We start from the raw sequence: 18,060 nt of genomic DNA, 5'->3' as shown, positions 1-18,060 counted from the left end.
AATATTCATAACTCAATTCATATGTTTAAGACAGTTTTATTAATAGCAGGATATTTGCTAATCTATTCGACTACTAGTGCTCTCGCACAAGAACAGCAGCAAATAGATAGTCTACAAGTTGCCACTAAAGTTGCTGCAACAAAAGGAGACTCTGTAACTGGGCTAGTCAGAAAAATCATTGACAAATTCAAGGGCGATGGAACAAGAGGGGAAGAATTTTGCTTTATTTTTCCCCGTAAAAAATCTGCAATGACACATAGTTCAGCTCCTATTTTTCGCTGGTCAACCATCCCTGAATCACTTGTGATATACAGCTTGGGCGAAGAACGAGAGATTCTAAAGATCAAAGACGAAAAAATTCTAGCTCAACGTTTCTTCATATATGATCCTGTGAAATATGGAGAGTTAACGAATGGAGAGTATGAACTTAGAGTTCAGTTACTTGGTAATGATGGAGAGTCAGTAGTAGAAATGGACTCCCATATATTTGCAGTGAAACAAGAAACAGACGAGACCTATGATCGTATTCCAAATAGTTTGGAAGAAGCCCATAGATTATTTGATGGTTTCTATGAGCGTGGAGATTTTTGGGATGCAAATACTGTTGCTCTTAGATACTTAATTATGAAAGAAGATTTCTCCGTATGGAAGCAAGAAATTGATCAAGCAAGGCAGCTTTTTTGCGAAGATTAAGTTTCGCACTGTCTATATCTCAATATCCATACTATCAATGCCTATCTATCCTTCCCTTTACCATGGACTGCCAACCATCGTGTAAGGAGACCAATAATGCGGATCTGTTAGGTCATATACAGTGGAGTTAAGGGTGTCAATATCTGCGTTATCATCGGACGGATGACTTAATAAAGTAGTGTTTTGCCCATCTTTCTCCCAGATTATATGCCCTTGCTCCATGTAAACTTTTTTGTTTAACATACTCAACTGAGCGCGTCGAAGTGCTTCCGCTTTAATAATCGTTTCTTCAGCAGCTTTGGCTTCGATAAACTCACTATAAAAGCGAGCCATTACAGCTCCTGTCGTACGGTCTTCAATCTTCCATAAACTTCCTAACACGCTATTCGTTTCAGCACGATGAGCAAAACCAGCGAAGCCTAGTTCGGTTTCCCGGTTTGCAACTAGATTGCCATTTTCTTGACTGAAATCTATAGCCGTCTCACAAGCACTCAAAACTAGTAAATTTACATTACCCCAACCCATATCTCTTACCTCCCATTCTGTATTTGTATCATCGAGAAGCCTTAGGTAGTCATCTGGAATTTCTTCTAAATTGCGGAAATCATCTGGATTATCAACCATTTGCTTGAATAGTATGTAAGTGTTATCTTTCGAGTCAAACTTGCCATGAGTTGCCAGATGAACAATTCCATAGGGGTTGTCTAACTGCCGCTTACGCACGTTCTCAATATTGAAGTTATGTTCTTGAAGACCACGAAAATCTAGCTGTGTATCTTCGCTAACTTCACTCCAAATATTTGCTATTTCCTTTATATCCCTAGTAACAAACTCTAAATTTTTTTCATCTTTGAATTGAGAGGCTCCTGCAAGTCTCATATTAAAATCAACTAATGGTTGATAGTCTGTTTCTGTTAAGCTCATACTAGGCATTAATCCCACGCTGTAGTCATTAATGATGTATTCGAAAGGACATTCAATGGAGTTTGGATTATCTAAGTTGCAGTTCTTTGTAGATCCCAGTGCAGCCAAAGGAATACTCCGAAGTACATCATCCAAAATAAAAGTTAAATTTCTAAGTTGCTCATCATCCGATGCTTTTTCTATTTCTTCCAGAGGTAAAGAGTCAATCAACCATTTGTAAAATTGACTGGAATATTCTTGAAACTTATTGCGATCAAAGCGATCTAAAGGATCTTGAGTGACTGATCTTCTGAATTTTTTGGCTTCTTCCCAAACACTTCGTCTAGTTGCATTCGGCACAATTGAAAAGCTTATTTCTTTATTGTCTGTGACTGTAACCAGCGTGAGAATATCTTCGTCTTTAGGGGGGAATTTTCTAGGATTGACAAAGCATGATTCTCCTTGGTCATTTGCTAATTGACCGTATAAGTTATCATCACTGGGGACAAAGTTTTTTTCATTTTCTAAGTTGATTTCTTGGCTATCGACGCAACTTCTAGTCACAGAACGAGGTTGGAAAAGTCCATATACCAAAATTGGCTTCACACCTGTTGTACTTTCTATGTAACCCAGAGTATCTTGAATCTCATTAATACTTTTAATGCGGATATCGTCTGCTAAAGGGTCTCCAGTAAAGTAGCTTTCAAATTGACGGGTGAAGAATTCATCAATAAAAAAACCTTTGTCTTTGGCTTCAACTTCTTCTTGAATTTTCGGGAGGGTGTCATCAATAGCATTGTCTAAGGCATCAGGAAAGCGATCGCTGGTGATAATGCTGATATTGCCGAGGAAAAAGGATCCGGGAAACACGCGAAATGTATCGATAGTAAAGTCGCCGGAGTTTAATGCGCCCAGTGTGCCGTTGATAGAGGGATCGCCAACAATAAATGGAATAAAAAGATCACCGCCGTCATGCCGAATGGTGATAGGGCCACTACCTGCGCCACCGAAAGTTGAAATGCTCGATAAAAGACCTGTGTCGTCAACGAATGCGCCTGTTGCTTGGAAAAGACCTGTGACGGTGATATCAACGGTTCCGCCAGAGCCAATCCCCCCGCCTTGGGCATCAATGAAAACTATATCAACGCTATTCGGGTCAATGGTGACATTGCCGCCGTCCCCGATGATACCTCGTGAAATGATTTGACCTGCTGAGATACGCTCAACTGCAAAGATTTCGATATTGCCGCCTGTATCGCCGCTAGTGTTGATATTGCCTGTTTCAATAACGGTTTCGGGGTTGCCGAGGGCATTTAGAGAAACATCACCGCCCACTCCGCCTGCGTTTGAGGCATCAAGGTTTTGGGTAGTGATATTGCCGTTATTGCTTTGTAGATTGATATTGCCGCCATTGGTCGTAATATTACCCGCTAGATCAATATCTAACTCTGCCGAAATATCGACATTGCCATTATTAACAACCAAATTACTATCAAGGCGAGCATTTCCTGAATTACTAGAGAGCCTCAATGTATCAAGCTCAAATTCAACATTTGAGTCAGATGAAAGAACGGTATCACCTTCGCTCTCAATCTGAAGCACACCAGCAGTTCTGACATTGCCTAGAAAATTAACATCATTACTGTTAAAGGTTAAATTGCCACCATTCCCTGAAACGGAAGTTGCATCAATAGCACCCAGATTTATCGCGCCATCAGTGCTAATGAGTGCAGTTCCAGCATCATTATTACCTGCCGTGAAAAGTTCTAAATTACCTTCGGTAATATCAACTGTTCCGCCATGGGTGCTGGTTAAGATGATATTGCCGCCATTGCCACTACTCCAGAAACGTAGGTTACTAGTAAAAATCTTGTCAAACGCGGTGACGTTGAAAGTGCCACCATTGACTGAGACTGTTTGATCTCCTAATACACGCCCTGCGACTACTGATTTTCTGATTTCTCCGTTATCTAAGGTGACTGTTTCTCTAAGATCAACGAACCCACCTTCACTAGTTAGAGAAATATTGCCTGCACTCGAACCTGCACCTGAGCCAGAAACAGACATAGAGCCAGCTTTAATATTTCCTCTGCTAGTGATATCAATCGTTCCGCCATTACCCCTTTCGTTTGACGCGTCAACAAATAGTACTAATTCTTCGGTATTATCAGAAATTTCGCCAGAGTACGTATTTATTAAATCAATTGTTCCGCCTGAATCTAAAACAATAGAGCCTATTTCAATATCACCTAGAGTGCCTAAGGCTTCTACTTCAGAATCAACACGTAGGCAATAAAAAGGGCATTCAATTGTCATATCTCCCCCTGATGTCAAGCTAATATTGCCGGGGGTATTCGCGGAAAAAGCTGCAACAGCACCTGAAAAAGGCGGATTTGTTAGACCAGTAAAATCTAGAGCATCGGTACTAATTGTTAAGGTTCCACCAGCATCTACAGAAATTTGTCCAGCATTGCCTTCTGTTGGTTCTGCAGCAAGGGTTCCTGTACTAATATTTCCACCAGCATCTAGCGTGATATTGCCAGCATTAAAACCAATCGAAGAAATGTTTTGAATAGACAAATTTCCATTAGTGGTAGTTAACATAACTGAGCCGCCGGAAATACCATTATTTTGACCAGCTTCAGTCCGAATGTGTGCATCAATACTTATACCTTCTGCTGCCTCGACTGTAATCTGTCCACCACTTCCATTTTCAGAGGAAACAAATATTTGTCCTGTACTATTAGTGTCGGAATTTGCATCAAGTGAAACTGAACCTTCTACACTTCTTATCAAGATATTTCCAGCATTTTCTGTGGATTGTGTTCCAACAAAATTATCTTCATATTCAATTCCACTGGTGACATCCGACAGTACGATATTCCGCGTTGCAATAACAGAAATATTGCCAGGAGCAATGCCCGGTTGTCTAATTCCGGCATTTAAAAAACCTTTAGTGACAGAAATATCTCTACCACTAGTAAGATTGATATCTCCACCAAATGTTTCAATACAAACACCTGTTGTTGCACCCTCTGCGTTAGAACTTGTGCCACATCCTGTAAATTCGATATCACCTGCTGATATCAACGTGACTGTTCCACCAGCTTGCCTATTCATGTTGCTTTCATCGGTCTCAGCAAACGCTGCAATATTACGGCTTAAGGTTAAGTCGCCAGATGTGGTGATCGACACATCACCAGCAAAATCCTGACCACTAGTATCAATTTGACCAATGTTTGTATCTGCGGCATTTATGATTACATTGCGTTCGGGAGCACGAATTTTGTCTTGGAATTCGTCGTCAAGTAAACCGTTTTCAAACAATACAGAACTCTCAAAAATGAAGCTGCCAGTGCCATCCTCATCAGCATCAGCGGTAATAGTGATCGTTCCGGAGCCTGTTGCAAAGTCTAAAACATTATCTGTTAGGTCTTGAAGCGTGATGTTGTTAGTTGCAGTTAGTACAACGTCCATATTGCCATCTAGAGCTTCCAAATTTTCCTCAAAAAAAGTAGAGTCCGTATTAGTGCCACTACCATTTTCAATCGTAATATTTACAGGATCAAATAAAAGTGTTCCAAATTCTCCGTTGTTTGCGGATAGGTCAACATCTCCCCTATAAACTAAACTATTTTTACCAGAGATTTCTGCAAATCCACCATCACCAGAAACTTCACCACCTCGACTACTTAAAGTTCCTAGAAAATCAGTTTTGTTGTCTGCCCAAATAATAATGTCTCCACCATCTCCAGAAGTTAAAGCATCTGCATTAATAGCAACATTTTTTTCGACAAGGGTAAATTGAGAATTTTCTAAATTACCTTTGCCTTGATAGCTACCACCGATATTTATATCTCCTCCACCAAGTTCGCCTGAAGCATCAATACTGGCATTTTCACTAAGTAATACTGCTTTTCCTAAAACTTTAATATCACCACCAATTTCAGTGCTAGATGAAGTATCAAGATCGCCGGAAATAATGGTATTAAAATCCACATCTCCTGAATTTATTTGCGGTAATGCTGCTTGATTCGTGGATTTATTTTGCTCAAGTTCAGGAAGGTTAGAAGTAGAGAGAGCTGCGGGGTCTTCTGGTGTGATATCAACTTCAATTCCAATAAGACTACCTTCTGGTAAAAACCTCGCTGTCGTTTGACCATCTACCGACTGAATTGTTACTTTCCCTGCTTTAATGCTGCCAGTGTGAGCAACGCCGCCACCATAGAAAGATAAATTCCCATTCTCTAAATTGATATCTCCTTCATTGAGAATTGCCGAAGGCTCCAGCGCATCAAACGCAAAACCTGTTGGATCTCCCAGTAGAGCTGAATAATCATTTGCCCCTAAAACATCAAACCAATTATCTTCCCCAAAACCAATACGATTCGCTGTGGTGACTGTCAGATCCGCAGGCAAATTAAAGGAAGCCCCTTGACCAAAGACAATACCCGCTGGATTCGCAAAAATAAAATTTGCATTGCTACCCGTCAGCTCGATCAGACCATTAATAATTGAAGGATCACCGCCATTCACCCCAATAAACAAATTTCGGAGATCTTGCTGTGTCAAAAAGTTCGCGATTTCACCACTATCTAAATTGAAAATATCAAACTTATGGAAACCATTAAAATTATCCGGCGTAACAACTCCCCCGGTAATCGTGTAGAGATTATTGTTTTGATTAACTAATGTATTAGTCTCAGCACTCGGAATAATATTTTGCGCTAAGACAGGAGAGCCAAGGGAGGCGATCGCCACCGTTGTATAAAGAACAGAACTAGAAATAAAAGACTTAGTAGACATTGACTGGAGTTAGAGAAAATTAATAAAAAGCGGGGGATCAAAAAGATCAGAAAAGGTTGTAATTTATCGAGAAATAAATGCCATCATCCTGTAGAGCTTGACCACGATCATCGATATTAAAAAAAGGATAGGCAATATCCAGACGAGCCGTCAGATCATCAAAGCCAAAAAGTTTATACCACTGAAAACCAATGCCTGCACTAAGCAAGAATGTTTGGTCGAGCAAGCCATTACTTGTATCTGGATTATTCCACACATAACCTAGGTCAATAAAAGGGATAATTTCAGTGTGGGAAACACCCGATTCATCTCGGTCTAAAACGATGTAATCCTCAATCGAAAAACGAAAACCATTATCAGCAGTCCGAGCATTAGAACGATAACCTCGAACCGTGTTTGGTCCACCAATAGAAAACTGATAGGAAGAAGGCAATGTTTTGGGGCTTAACTGTAACTGTGCCTCGATTACCAACTTGTGGTCTTTACCCAGTTTCTGGATGCGCTGCCCAAAGAGTTTCCAGCTATTAAAAATGCCCCCCGGTTCATTCCAACGGCCTGCCGTTGCCCCAAACAAATCTGTGCCAAAGGTAAACTTAGAATCAATTGCCCATGCTCCATTCGGCGATCGCCTTGCGTACCGTTGCCCAAAAGTAAAATAACTGGTGCGCGTTATCCCGTCATCATTAGAGCCATTGCCAAAAGCCGTTGGAATATCATTAAAAATAAACGTGCGACCATTCTGATATTCAAACCCCAAACTGAAAGACAATTCCTCTTCCAAACTCCGAATGAGAGGATGACGATACTCTACCGAAGCTAACTGTGAGCGAGCCGTAATATCGAATTTGCTAAATGGTCTTTGGGTTACCTTTGTCCAACTCGGTGCAAAGTTGAAAGCTAAATATTTGTCCGTTACGCCTAACGGAATTTCATAACCAAAGTTAACCGCCCGAATCCCACCACTTGTTGTGCCGGTATAACCCAAAATAAAGCGATCGCCCACCTTTTCTGGATTGTTATGAACATAAGCAATAGAAAACTTCTCATCACCCACACTCTCCGGCGAAGAATTATCTAAACCCAGTAATAATTGTTCCTCTTCCTCTGGATCAATGACGATATTTAAATCGTAGGCATTCTCTGTATTTTCTGACTCACTTAGATAAACTTCAATATTGTCAATGAGAGGGTTGGTTTTCCAATAGGCTAGATTATCCTCAATTTCACGATAATGAATAATGTCGCCTTCTCTACCTAAAATAGACCGCAGGCGATCGCACAACACCTTCTCTTTTAAAAAGATAGTTTCTTCAGTTTGAGTATTCAAATCACTTTCTGTCTCAGCTTTATTTTCTGCCGATGAAGATAGTTCATTTAACGAATTACAAAATATTGGTTTCTTCTCTGATGTATCGATAATAATTTCTGAAGTATCTTTTTCCGCATTCTTTTTATCCTCTGTAATGCGATAGGAAATTCTATCGATTGTTCTGGTATTGACGTTAATAACAATTCTTTTGGCATCAGAAAATACATTCCCAAATTCTTGCAACGGCTCAAAAGCTCCAATCGTGAAGCAGTTAACAAAATTGAGCAAATAACCTTCGTTAAAATACTGCCTCTGAATAACAGCTTTGGCTTTTTCTAAAGCTGCCACAGGAAGAGGCTCTGGCTTTCCTTCAACTTTGCAAGTACTACCATTATTTTCTTCAAAGATACGTACTGGTAATTCTGCAGCTAAAAAATTTCTGCCAGCTATTTCTATGGTTTGAAAAAAATTATCTGGTTCTGTCGAAGCATCATTTAAATTCTGGTTTAAATTGTCTGAAGTTAAATTACGCAAAATCTTTTGATTGACTGCCAGTTCCTTATTGCCCTCAAAATCAAACTGAAAAATAACCTGTTGTGTTTCCTCCGGTGTAATATCTTGGGCGATCGCCACATTTTCTTCTGCTTGTTGCTGCATGTCACGGGGTTGAGTAAACCGCTCCGAGGAACTCTTTGCAGGCAAAGTGAATTCCATAACGAGATTTGAGGCGATCGCTGTATCTCCTTGAATATTGGTCAAGTCATCCGTTTCTACCTTCTGCCCCTGCTCATTAGATCTTGGTTGGAGGGTTGTCGTGCCTGTCTTGGAGGGGATAGTGAATTGCTCGTAACCGTATAGATGATCTTTAGGTTGTGCTTGAACAACGCTGTAGCTGCCCCGAAAACCTAATAGACAAACCATGAAAACTGTGAATCGAAAATATTGAGAAATCGGCAAAGACATAGTTCGTCTTGAATACCCAGCGCGCATCTAACTTTGATTTAATGCAACTTTCCCATAAGAATGAGTTTTTTAATCACTTTCTTCGGGAAATTTATGCAAACAACAAAAGACGCAAGAAAAGCCCCTTCTTTGTGAAGTAAAAATAAGGAGATATTACTTTTATGATTTGTTTGAGTTGGGGGATTAAACGAGAAAAAATAGCTCTTATACTGCTGCAAAAAACGCCAAATCTTTTTTCCGTAAGGCGATCGCCTATTGCTTTGTAAAAAAAACGAACTAAAGTTTGAAGCTTTTTCCGAAAAAATAAAAGCGCCAGTGTGACAGCTTAAGTGAATATTAAAATGGCTAATAAATATTCTAGTAAATTATGGCCTAGAGCCTCCTATGAAGGTCGTGGAAAACTGTCATATAGAACACTAAACTGGAGTCTTGTTCTAGATGCAACAAGAAATTCGATTAAGGCTCATGAAAAGCAATATTCTGTAGCGTATTTTCATAAAGAAAAAAGAAGTTACTAAAAGCTTCGGAGAAATCTTATGGAAATCTAAAAATTAGCTTTTATTCCCCTTGAAGGACAGATTTCTATCTATGGGCAGAGATGCTGGGATGACTCCTTAGCAAGAGATTGACGGATTTTACAGGGGATGGTGGTGGGGGCTTCCACACAAGTTAAAGTGAGGTTTTCCGGACAAAAAAATACGATATATTCATTTAGGAAGTCACGATTTTTTTAGAAAGTAAATGCTTCGTAAACAATCAAGAGCAATTTCGAAAAAGATCTTGTAAATTGATGGGTAAGGCAGGTGAAGGGATTCGCACTCGTAACAAGGTTTCGCAGATGTTCCTTCGTGATGCCAGTAAATGTACGGAGAATATCTATGACTACCGCTAACCCAATCCTTGAAATCGAAAGTAAATACGGTCAAAGTATCTGGATGGACAACCTCAGTCGGGATTTGATCGAGTCTGGGGAATTGGCAGAATTAATCGACAGTCGTGGTGTTCACGGTATTACGTCTAACCCTGCTATTTTCGAGAAGGCGATCGCCGGCAATAAGATTTACGACGAGGCGATTAAAGCTGGTATTGAGGCTGGCAAGTCTACCCATGAGATTTACGAATCTTTAGTTTTTGAAGATATTAGTAATGCCTGCGATATTTTCTCTGGGGTCTACGAAGCCAGTAATGCGCTAGATGGCTATGTCAGCATTGAAGTGCCCCCTACCATTGCTAACGATACTGACACCACAATCAGTGAGGCGCGCCGTTATTTTGCAACCATTGGTCGTCCCAATGTCATGATCAAGATTCCCGGTACACCAGAGGGTTTGCCAGCGGTGGAAACGGCCATCTCCGAAGGCATTAATGTTAATGTGACTCTTCTCTTCTCAGTGCAGGCTTATATTGATACCGCTTGGGCTTATATTCGTGGCCTTGAAAAGCGTGCTGAAGCTGGTGAAGATATTAGCAAAATTGCTTCTGTCGCGAGTTTTTTCCTAAGCCGTATTGACGTAAACATTGACGATCAGCTCGATGCAAAAATCAAATCCGGTGTCGATCAAGATACTGCCGCAAAGTTGATTTCCCTTAAGGGTAAGGTGGCGATCGCCAACGCAAAAATCGCCTATCAACACTACCTCGAAATCTTTAGCGGCGATCGTTGGAAAGCCCTAGCCGAAAAAGGCGCACAACCCCAACGCCTCCTCTGGGCAAGCACAAGCACCAAAAATCCCGAATACAGCGATGTCATGTATGTCGACGAACTCGTCGGTGCCAATACCGTTAATACCCTACCTCCCAACACCATCGAAGCCTGCGCCGATCACTGTGACCCAGCCAACCGTATCGATGCCAATATTGAACAAGCAAAACAGATCATGGCCGCCCTCAACCATGACAATGTCGGCATTAACATTGATGCAGTCATGGATCAGCTCCTCAAAGAAGGCATTGAAAAATTCATTAAGCCTTTTGAGTCCCTCATGGACTCCCTCGAAGCCAAAGTAAAACAACTTGCAACCGTCTGATTCAGATACCAGTGACCAGACACCAGATATCACTTAAGCCACCCCCTTGATATCTGATGTCTTAACTCCACAAGCACCCCATAACTGATACCTGATCACTGATACCTGAAAACTGATACCTGAAAACTGATACCTGATCGCTGATACCTGAAAACTAAAACATGGTTACCCTCCAAGAAAATCCCCTCAGAGTTGGACTTCGCCAAGAACGCACACCCGATCCCCTGATCATGGTGATTTTTGGTGCATCCGGCGACCTGACAAAACGTAAACTTGTCCCTTCCCTGTACGCCCTTAGAAAAGACAATCTCCTCCCCCCCGAGATCACCATTGTGGGCGTTGCCCGCCGCGACTGGAGCCATGAATATTTCCGCGAGCAGATGCGCGAAGGCATTGAAGAATTTTCCGACGGCCTCGGCAGCGAAGAACTTTGGGAAAACTTTGCCGAAGGACTTTTCTATTGTTCCGGCAACATGGATCAAGAAGAAAGCTACCACAAACTAAAAGCCTTTCTAGACGAACTAGACGGGAAACGAGGCACAAGGGGGAATCGTGTTTTCTACCTTGCCGTTTCCCCGAAATTCTTCTCCCTCGGCATCAAGAATCTCGGTGCCGCAGGCATGCTGACCGATCCAGTTAAACAACGTCTCGTCATCGAAAAACCCTTCGGTAAAGACCTCAGCTCAGCCCAAGTTTTAAATAACGTTGTGAAAAACGTTTGTCGCGAAGAACAGGTTTACCGCATTGACCATTACCTCGGTAAAGAAACCGTCCAAAACCTTTTAGTTTTCCGCTTTGCCAATGCCATCTTTGAACCCCTATGGAACCGCCAGTTTGTAGATCACGTACAAATAACCGTGGCAGAAACTGTCGGTGTCGAAGACCGTGCCGGCTATTACGAAACCTCCGGCGCTCTGCGAGATATGTTGCAAAATCACCTGATGCAACTGTTTTGTCTCACGGCAATGGAAGCGCCGAATGCCCTTAATGCCGATAGTATCCGTAGCGAAAAAACCAAGGTACTCCAGGCGACCCACCTCGCTGATATTAACAATCTCGATAAATCAGCCATTCGTGGCCAGTACAGTGCCGGTTGGATGAAAGGTAAACCGGTGCAAGGCTATCGCGAAGAACCCGGCGTAAATCCAGAGTCTACAACCCCCACTTTTGTCGCCATGAAGCTCGTGGTCGATAACTGGCGCTGGCAGGGTGTGCCGTTCTACCTCCGGACTGGTAAGCGTTTACCGAAGAAAGTTTCAGAAATTGCAATCCAGTTCCGTCATGTGCCTCTAGCCATTTTTCCCTCCGCTGCGAAGCAGGCAAATCCGAATGTGCTGACCTTAAGAATTCAGCCCAATGAAGGGATTTCAATGCGCTTTGAAGCTAAAATGCCCGGTGCTGATATTCGTACCCGCAGTGTGGATATGGACTTTAGCTATGGATCTTCCTTTGGGATGGCGACCCAAGATGCTTATACGCGTCTACTATTAGATTGCATGGTCGGAGACCAAACGTTGTTCACCCGTGCGGACGAGGTAGAAGAGGCGTGGCGCGTCGTAACCCCTGCCCTTGCAGCGTGGGATGCTCCTTCTGATCCGAGTAATGTGCCTCAATATGAAGCTGGTACTTGGGAGCCTACGGAAGCTGAATTTTTGATCAACCGTGATGGTCGCCGTTGGCGCAGACTCTAGCTTGATCGGATAAGGTTGTAATGATTTTAAGGATTCTCAGGGCACAAATCTTCCACGAACTGAAGGAGGAATTTGAAAAAGGTCCCGCTCTCATGTCAGTGAAATTAGTGCTGAGTCAAAGGGGTTGTGTCTCTTGTCAGGTGACAAAGCCTCTCCATAAGACATCTAACACCTATGCGATGATTTCGCTCTGGGAAAATAAACAGTCTTTACAAGCGTTTGTCGGTGATGATTTTGAGACGGCATCGATCCCTGCAGGCATGAATCGCTATATTTCGTCTTGTACTGTTGAACATTACATTTCGACTGAGCCTTTACGTCCTCAGGGGCAAAATTAGGTTCATATGGCTTTTATCGCTAAGGCTAGCAAGATTAGTACACAAATCTTTGGGTTCAAAAGTGGGGGATTTTTCAAAAGGTTTTGTTTGTTTCGCTCGAACTTCACAAATCTCTGACTTTTTAGTCCTCGGCTGATTGGCTTTGACTATATTTTCTAGGGTTTCTACTGTGATTTCGCGTTTTTGCGCTTCCGCAGTTTCTTCATTTTTTCTATTGTTCTCTTTCTAAACCACCATGACTACTTCAGCTCCCTTGGTTTCTCTGCAAGCTCCGAAGGATGTTTCGATCGAAGAGATCGAGGCGGAACTTTCGCAACTTTGGCAAAATAGCTACTCTGATGAAGGGTTAAGTGCTACTCGTGCAACGACATTTAGTTTTCTTGTGTATGAACCTGATGAAACGCAGGCTTTGTTGGGTAATTTGGGATTTTATTCTGGCCCGGTGGATGGTGTGGCTGGTTCGCGGACAACGGCTGCTGTGAAGGCGGCTCAGAAGGTTTATGGTTTTGAGCAGACTGGTAAGGTGACACCGGAATTTTTAGCGCGTTTACAAGAGGCTTGGGCACAGAAAAGTGAAGAAGGGGATAATGGCATGCCTCATTATTCTGCTGATCTCAGTAGTGCTGGGGTGACGGATGCGATCGCCGCGTCAAATCCCTGTCGGATTATTACTCTTTGTCCGACGGCGGGTAATGATGAGGGGGTTTCTGCGCAGGTTTCGGCGTACTGCCCGGTAAATAAGCGTGGTGGTAGCTCCCTTGTTTGTTGTGAATATATTACGCTGCGTGGTACTGCGGAAGCTTTAGGGCGGATTGGGGGTCTCATCACGGAGTTGTTGGTGCAAGATTTACCAAAGTTTGTTTGGTGGAAGGCTGTTCCTGATATGGAATATGCGCTGTTTCAGCGACTGATGGGTGAGGCGGATACTTTGATTGTTGACTCTAGTGGCTTCCATGAGTCGGAGTCGGATCTACGCACCTTGGGTCAGTTGATTCAGCAGGGCCATAATGTGGCTGATTTAAATTGGAGTCGTTTGGCGGCTTGGCAGGAGCTGACTGCTGCGGCTTTTGATCCGCCAGAACGTCGTGCGGCGATCGCCGAAGTTGACCAAGTGACGATTAATTTTGAGAAGGGTAATGCGACCCAAGCTCTGATGTATTTAAGTTGGATCGCAGGACGTTTAAACTGGAATCCTGTTGCCATTGAGCGTGATTTCGGTGATTACGAAATTTATAATGTGCAGTTCACTGACAGTCAACAAAAAACCATTAAGGCAGAATTGGCTGGTTTACCTATGGCTGATGCCGGTGATGTTATGGGGGATTTGGTGAATATCAAACTCAGCTCAACTAACTTAAATATCGACTGTTGTACTGTGCTGTGTTCTGAAACTAGTGGTTGTATGCGTATGGAGTCTGGTGGTGGTGCGCAATCTTGCCGTATTCAGCAGGTTACGTCCTTGGATGACCAAAATACGGAGCAACTTCTTGGTCAACAGCTCCAGCGTTGGGGTCAGGATATGCTCTACAAAGAAAGTATGGATAAGATGATGCAAGTTATTTCTGCCTAAGTGTTTCAGAAAAAAAATGAATAAATGAGCCTGCAAGGGCGATCGCCATGGGTTTAGACTGATGGCGATTTTTATTAGGCTGTTAATAGGCTTCGCATTGATATGCAACGGCCATGGAATATTCTCCTTGGGGTGGCACGGTAATGATTTCCTTGGCGGCATTGGCGGTTTCGACACAGATCATGTGCTTGTAATCATCATTGGGAAAGTCGCCCATTGTTTTGGATTTGTCGATCCAAGGGTTCCAGACGATCGCCGTGGTGCTGTTTTTTGAAATAAGCTTGATTTTGCGACTGAGGGCAGGATCGTTGATGACTAACTCGGCGGGAACATTGCTGTAAACTCGGTCAACTTCCGCGGCGATCGCCACCTCACCGAGCTGAGTTTTAATTTGACCACCATCAACCTTATCGATGTAATCACAGCCGTCCAAACCCAAAACTTGCACCTGATCCACATCCCCAATTTTGAAATAGGTATGCAACGCTTGGGTAATCTCAAAGACTTGATCACCAGTATTGCGAGTAATGAGTTCAAGATTTAAAGTTTTACCGACAGTCACGGCAATTCTCAGTTCAAAACTATAATCCCAAAGTTCGTGGGTTTCAGGAGAATCGGTCAGCTTGAGAATAATACGCGTCGCACCAGTCGTCGTCGTTTCGGTGCTCTCCACCTGCCAAAAACTTGTGCGAGCCACACCATGACTCGGCTGACTAGAATCCGTCGGGTGAGGCCCAAACCACGGCCAACAAATGGGCACACCACCCCGCACCCCTTTACCAACTTTGTAAACAACATCTCCGCTCAAATACATCAGGTCATGGTCAGCGCCCACAGGCTGATAGGAAATGACGTGGCCGCCGTACATCGAAACAGCAGCAACGGCAAAATCATTTTTAATTTTGATAAGGGGAAACCCCACGAGTTCTTCCGTAAAGACAACGCTACCGTCGATGCCAAAATCCTGATTGAGTTGTGTGATATCCATAAATAAAGCCTAGTTGTGCCTCCATTCTAGAAAACAAAAGCTAAGACCCCATTAAAAAAGTTGGGGGATAACAATCTTTGACTGACATGGTGAGGGCGAGTGATAAAGATGCTGTGGCGCAGCAACATTACTTCATACCAACTCAGCCATTACAAAAGAAAAAATGTATAAGTGAATTAGGGATGCCCACAAAATTAACGAATTACTCCTTGGAATCCCAACGAAGCGTGAGGAAATAGCGCAGCAACGGTAATCAAGATCCCCTTTCACCTTACTAACGTCAGTTTTTATCGGTCATCAACGATGTCAAATCACGGCGATCGCCACTATCCCGACGAAGATTATGGTTTGCCCGAAGCAGAGAAACCCGTCTACGGAGTAGATGTGCCCGTTAATCCCCCAGTCCATTCCTACGACCGTATTCCCTCTGGCTATGACCCAATGGGTGAAATACAGTTACGGGGGCGATCCTACCGGAGTCTTGCTTCTGGACGAATGCCGCTGTGGGTCTTGGTTGGTGGTTGGTTGTTTCTGGGAATACCGTCTTTTTGTTTATCTATTTTGATACTGATTTCGGGTGGATGGACTGCAATCCCTATTTTTCTAATAGCGAATATTATTCCTTGGATTTTATGGCGGGGCACTCAGGCTCATTTCAAAAAGAAAAATAAAAAGAACAAACGTCATTAACGATTTAGAAAGTTAAGCAAAAAGTTAAGCAGAAATTTCAAAAGGCGATCGCCCTCCCTAATCAAAGCCTGACCCAGTAGGGGTTTAACCTGTTCAATCTCTGCCAATCTTGCGATCGCCCTCTACTGCGACATTTTTAACCTTAAAAGTTTTCTTGAAAAAATTTTTTGCCCACACCTTAAATCACAACACTGGTGGGATTAAGCCAACGACAAACCTCTGCTTTCAGGACAATTAGATCTTTTGAAAATTCTTGTTTCATCCATTTCCCAAAGGCTTCTAGGGGCGCAAAGCCTTCACCAACTTGCCAATTAATTTCCTGTCCGAGGGGAGTGAGATGATTGCCTGAAATTTTGCGAGACACAACCATATTCGGAAAGCGTTCTAGCAAAATTGGCGATAGCTCTATGGTCTGATCAATGGTGTCATTTTCAAATTGGATCAGTAGATTGCGGCGGGTTTGGTAGCTGGTTTGAATAATTTCGTTCGTTTCAGCTGGACTGGGGGTAAATTCAAAGTTATCGATGGAGCGATTTAAATCAAATTGCTCTAGAAACGGCACAGAATCAACTTGATCGAGGAAGGGAATGGAGCGCCGCACAGGAAAATTGTTGTAGGACATCAATACGTTCCCGGCTCGCTGAACATTGAAAAGGCTATTAATCAGTAGGTGAATTTTGCAGCCCATGCTATGGCCAACTCCGTAAACAGGCAAAAATCCTAGCAGTTGGGCATTTTGTAGTCTATCGAGAATATTTTCAAAGCGATTTAAAACCTGTCGGGCGATCGCCAAATGGTCAAAGCTATTCACAAAAGGAGTGGTAATAATCGCGAAACCAGCATCGGCAATTTGTTCGAGGAGCCATTTATAGGTCAACTGGGGCGCTGTACCGACAAAAGCACCACCGAGAAAATGCACCACACCAATAGGCTGCACTGGGATGAGATACCAACTACCTGCTGACTCTTGCCAAATCATGTCGTCACCGCACAAATCAATAGCCTAGATTTTAACAACTTCACTCAGTCGGGTGGGAAAGAAGGCGATGGTTATTTAAGTGGGGTTTGGGATCAGTAAAGCTAAAAATGTTGACAGGGAGAGGGGGGGAGCTGGTGACGCGGAGATTTTGTTTAAAGTAGAGATTTTGATTGAAAAAAGATGAGACTAAATCTTTTTTTATCTCCATTTCTCTAAATCCCTTTCCATTTTGTTTACAGAGTCTGGAGAAATTCGCGTAAACGGACAGGGTCATCGGTAATGAAATAATCAATACCCCGCTGGGTTAAATCTTTGATCATTTCTAGCTCTTTTTCTGGCGGAATGGCATCGCCCAACCATTTGGAATCTTGGGAAAAAACTGTCCATGCCCCAATGCTCAATCCTTTTTTGTGGACACGCTCGACGGTATCGTCGTCAAACATATTCAGGCTCATATTGGTCGATGTTGACCCCACAATTTTGCCCATCAAGCTGGACTCCATCAAAGATTGCACAAGAAAATTTGTACTAAAGGCTGGGGAATAACTAAAGCCTGACTCTAAACCGGGATAGGCGCGCTCTAGCCACCACACTGGCCAAAAATTAAACGACGTAATAAAAACATCTTTTTCAACGCCCATTTTTTTGATCAAATTCGCGACGGCTGTGCCTGTGTGCCGCTGCCCAAAATCGAGACTGTAGGCTTTAATTTCGATATCAATGATTAATTTGCCACGGGCTTCTTCAAGGACATTTTCTAGCAACACAATTTTTTCGGGTTTGCCATAGTCAATCACTTCGTCGCCTACATCAAGGGTTTGTTTGATTTCTAGCTGCTGAATTTCTGGCCAGGTCATGTCGGTGATTGTGCCGGAAACGCCTGTCAATCGCTCGGTATCGAGGTCATGGAACACGACTAATTTTTCGTCTTTGGTGAGAAAAACATCCAGCTCAACGCCGTCTAAACCCAAGGTGATCGCCTGCTGGAAACCCGCCATCGTATTTTCTTGGTGATCCGTCGGTACGCCTCGATGGCCAAGGATTAAGGGGCGATCGCCGATATTTTGCTTAAAGATTTTCACATCAATGTCCTAAAAATGAGT

11 protein-coding genes are annotated in these 18,060 nt (G+C 42.9%); 6 read left to right on the top strand and 5 right to left on the bottom strand.

Features of this window, described 5'->3' with window-relative positions:
• Positions 1–21: 21 nt before the first annotated feature.
• Complete coding sequence (locus NIES208_RS04485) at positions 22–693, top strand: hypothetical protein (RefSeq protein ID WP_075890148.1); 672 nt, start codon at positions 22–24, stop codon at positions 691–693.
• Positions 694–750: 57 nt separating this feature from the next.
• Here NIES208_RS04485 and NIES208_RS04480 read toward each other — a convergent pair whose 3' ends face one another.
• Positions 751–6,402, bottom strand: coding sequence for a CHAT domain-containing protein (locus tag NIES208_RS04480; protein ID WP_075890146.1), 5,652 nt, complete (start codon positions 6,400–6,402; stop codon positions 751–753).
• 46 nt (positions 6,403–6,448) lie between these two features.
• Positions 6,449–8,632, bottom strand: coding sequence for a ShlB/FhaC/HecB family hemolysin secretion/activation protein (locus NIES208_RS04475; protein WP_171971715.1), 2,184 nt, complete (start codon positions 8,630–8,632; stop codon positions 6,449–6,451).
• A gap of 920 nt (positions 8,633–9,552) precedes the next feature.
• Between NIES208_RS04475 and tal the strand changes: the two genes are divergently transcribed.
• From tal to opcA, 4 genes are all read left to right on the top strand, one after another.
• Positions 9,553–10,701, top strand: a complete 1,149-nt coding sequence (gene tal / locus NIES208_RS04470; protein ID WP_075890142.1) for a transaldolase — start codon at positions 9,553–9,555, stop codon at positions 10,699–10,701.
• A gap of 161 nt (positions 10,702–10,862) precedes the next feature.
• Entirely contained in the window at positions 10,863–12,392 is a 1,530-nt protein-coding gene (gene zwf, locus NIES208_RS04465) for a glucose-6-phosphate dehydrogenase (RefSeq protein WP_075890140.1), read from the top strand.
• A gap of 20 nt (positions 12,393–12,412) precedes the next feature.
• Positions 12,413–12,730, top strand: coding sequence for an antibiotic biosynthesis monooxygenase family protein (locus NIES208_RS04460; RefSeq protein ID WP_075890138.1), 318 nt, complete (start codon positions 12,413–12,415; stop codon positions 12,728–12,730).
• 235 nt (positions 12,731–12,965) lie between these two features.
• A complete protein-coding gene (gene opcA, locus NIES208_RS04455) occupies positions 12,966–14,300 on the top strand; it encodes a glucose-6-phosphate dehydrogenase assembly protein OpcA (RefSeq protein ID WP_075890136.1) in 1,335 nt (444 codons plus the stop codon).
• Between the two features lie 82 nt (positions 14,301–14,382).
• Here the strand turns inward: opcA and NIES208_RS04450 are convergent, their stop codons facing one another.
• Positions 14,383–15,288: a D-hexose-6-phosphate mutarotase gene (locus NIES208_RS04450; RefSeq protein ID WP_075890134.1), complete on the bottom strand. Its 906-nt coding sequence runs from the start codon at positions 15,286–15,288 to the stop codon at positions 14,383–14,385.
• A 303-nt stretch (positions 15,289–15,591) separates the two neighbouring features.
• Between NIES208_RS04450 and NIES208_RS18495 the strand changes: the two genes are divergently transcribed.
• Positions 15,592–15,978 (top strand): hypothetical protein, encoded by a 387-nt coding sequence (locus NIES208_RS18495; protein WP_075890132.1) that lies wholly within the window; start codon positions 15,592–15,594, stop codon positions 15,976–15,978.
• A 178-nt stretch (positions 15,979–16,156) separates the two neighbouring features.
• On the opposite strand, the gene NIES208_RS04440 is transcribed toward NIES208_RS18495, so the two are convergent.
• Both NIES208_RS04440 and NIES208_RS04435 read right to left on the bottom strand, forming a co-directional pair.
• Positions 16,157–16,957 carry a DUF1350 family protein gene (locus tag NIES208_RS04440; protein ID WP_075890130.1) on the bottom strand — a complete coding sequence of 267 codons (801 nt, stop codon included), beginning with the start codon at positions 16,955–16,957 and terminating at the stop codon, positions 16,157–16,159.
• Between the two features lie 233 nt (positions 16,958–17,190).
• A complete protein-coding gene (locus NIES208_RS04435) occupies positions 17,191–18,039 on the bottom strand; it encodes a glycerophosphodiester phosphodiesterase (protein WP_075890128.1) in 849 nt (282 codons plus the stop codon).
• Positions 18,040–18,060 lie beyond the last annotated feature (21 nt).

It is taken from the genome of [Limnothrix rosea] IAM M-220, from assembly GCF_001904615.1.
Classification (GTDB): Bacteria; Cyanobacteriota; Cyanobacteriia; order Cyanobacteriales; family MRBY01; genus MRBY01.
This window is presented reverse-complemented; position numbering and strand designations above follow the sequence as displayed.

Coding starts and splice junctions, on each gene's coding strand:
- NIES208_RS04450 (WP_075890134.1), bottom strand. CDS start 15,288: ATGGATATCACACAACTCAATCAGGATTTTGGCATCGACGGTAGCGTT.
- opcA (WP_075890136.1), top strand. CDS start 12,966: ATGACTACTTCAGCTCCCTTGGTTTCTCTGCAAGCTCCGAAGGATGTT.
- NIES208_RS04485 (WP_075890148.1), top strand. CDS start 22: ATGTTTAAGACAGTTTTATTAATAGCAGGATATTTGCTAATCTATTCG.
- zwf (WP_075890140.1), top strand. CDS start 10,863: ATGGTTACCCTCCAAGAAAATCCCCTCAGAGTTGGACTTCGCCAAGAA.
- NIES208_RS04440 (WP_075890130.1), bottom strand. CDS start 16,957: ATGATTTGGCAAGAGTCAGCAGGTAGTTGGTATCTCATCCCAGTGCAG.
- tal (WP_075890142.1), top strand. CDS start 9,553: ATGACTACCGCTAACCCAATCCTTGAAATCGAAAGTAAATACGGTCAA.
- NIES208_RS04460 (WP_075890138.1), top strand. CDS start 12,413: ATGATTTTAAGGATTCTCAGGGCACAAATCTTCCACGAACTGAAGGAG.
- NIES208_RS18495 (WP_075890132.1), top strand. CDS start 15,592: ATGTCAAATCACGGCGATCGCCACTATCCCGACGAAGATTATGGTTTG.
- NIES208_RS04475 (WP_171971715.1), bottom strand. CDS start 8,632: ATGGTTTGTCTATTAGGTTTTCGGGGCAGCTACAGCGTTGTTCAAGCA.
- NIES208_RS04480 (WP_075890146.1), bottom strand. CDS start 6,402: ATGTCTACTAAGTCTTTTATTTCTAGTTCTGTTCTTTATACAACGGTG.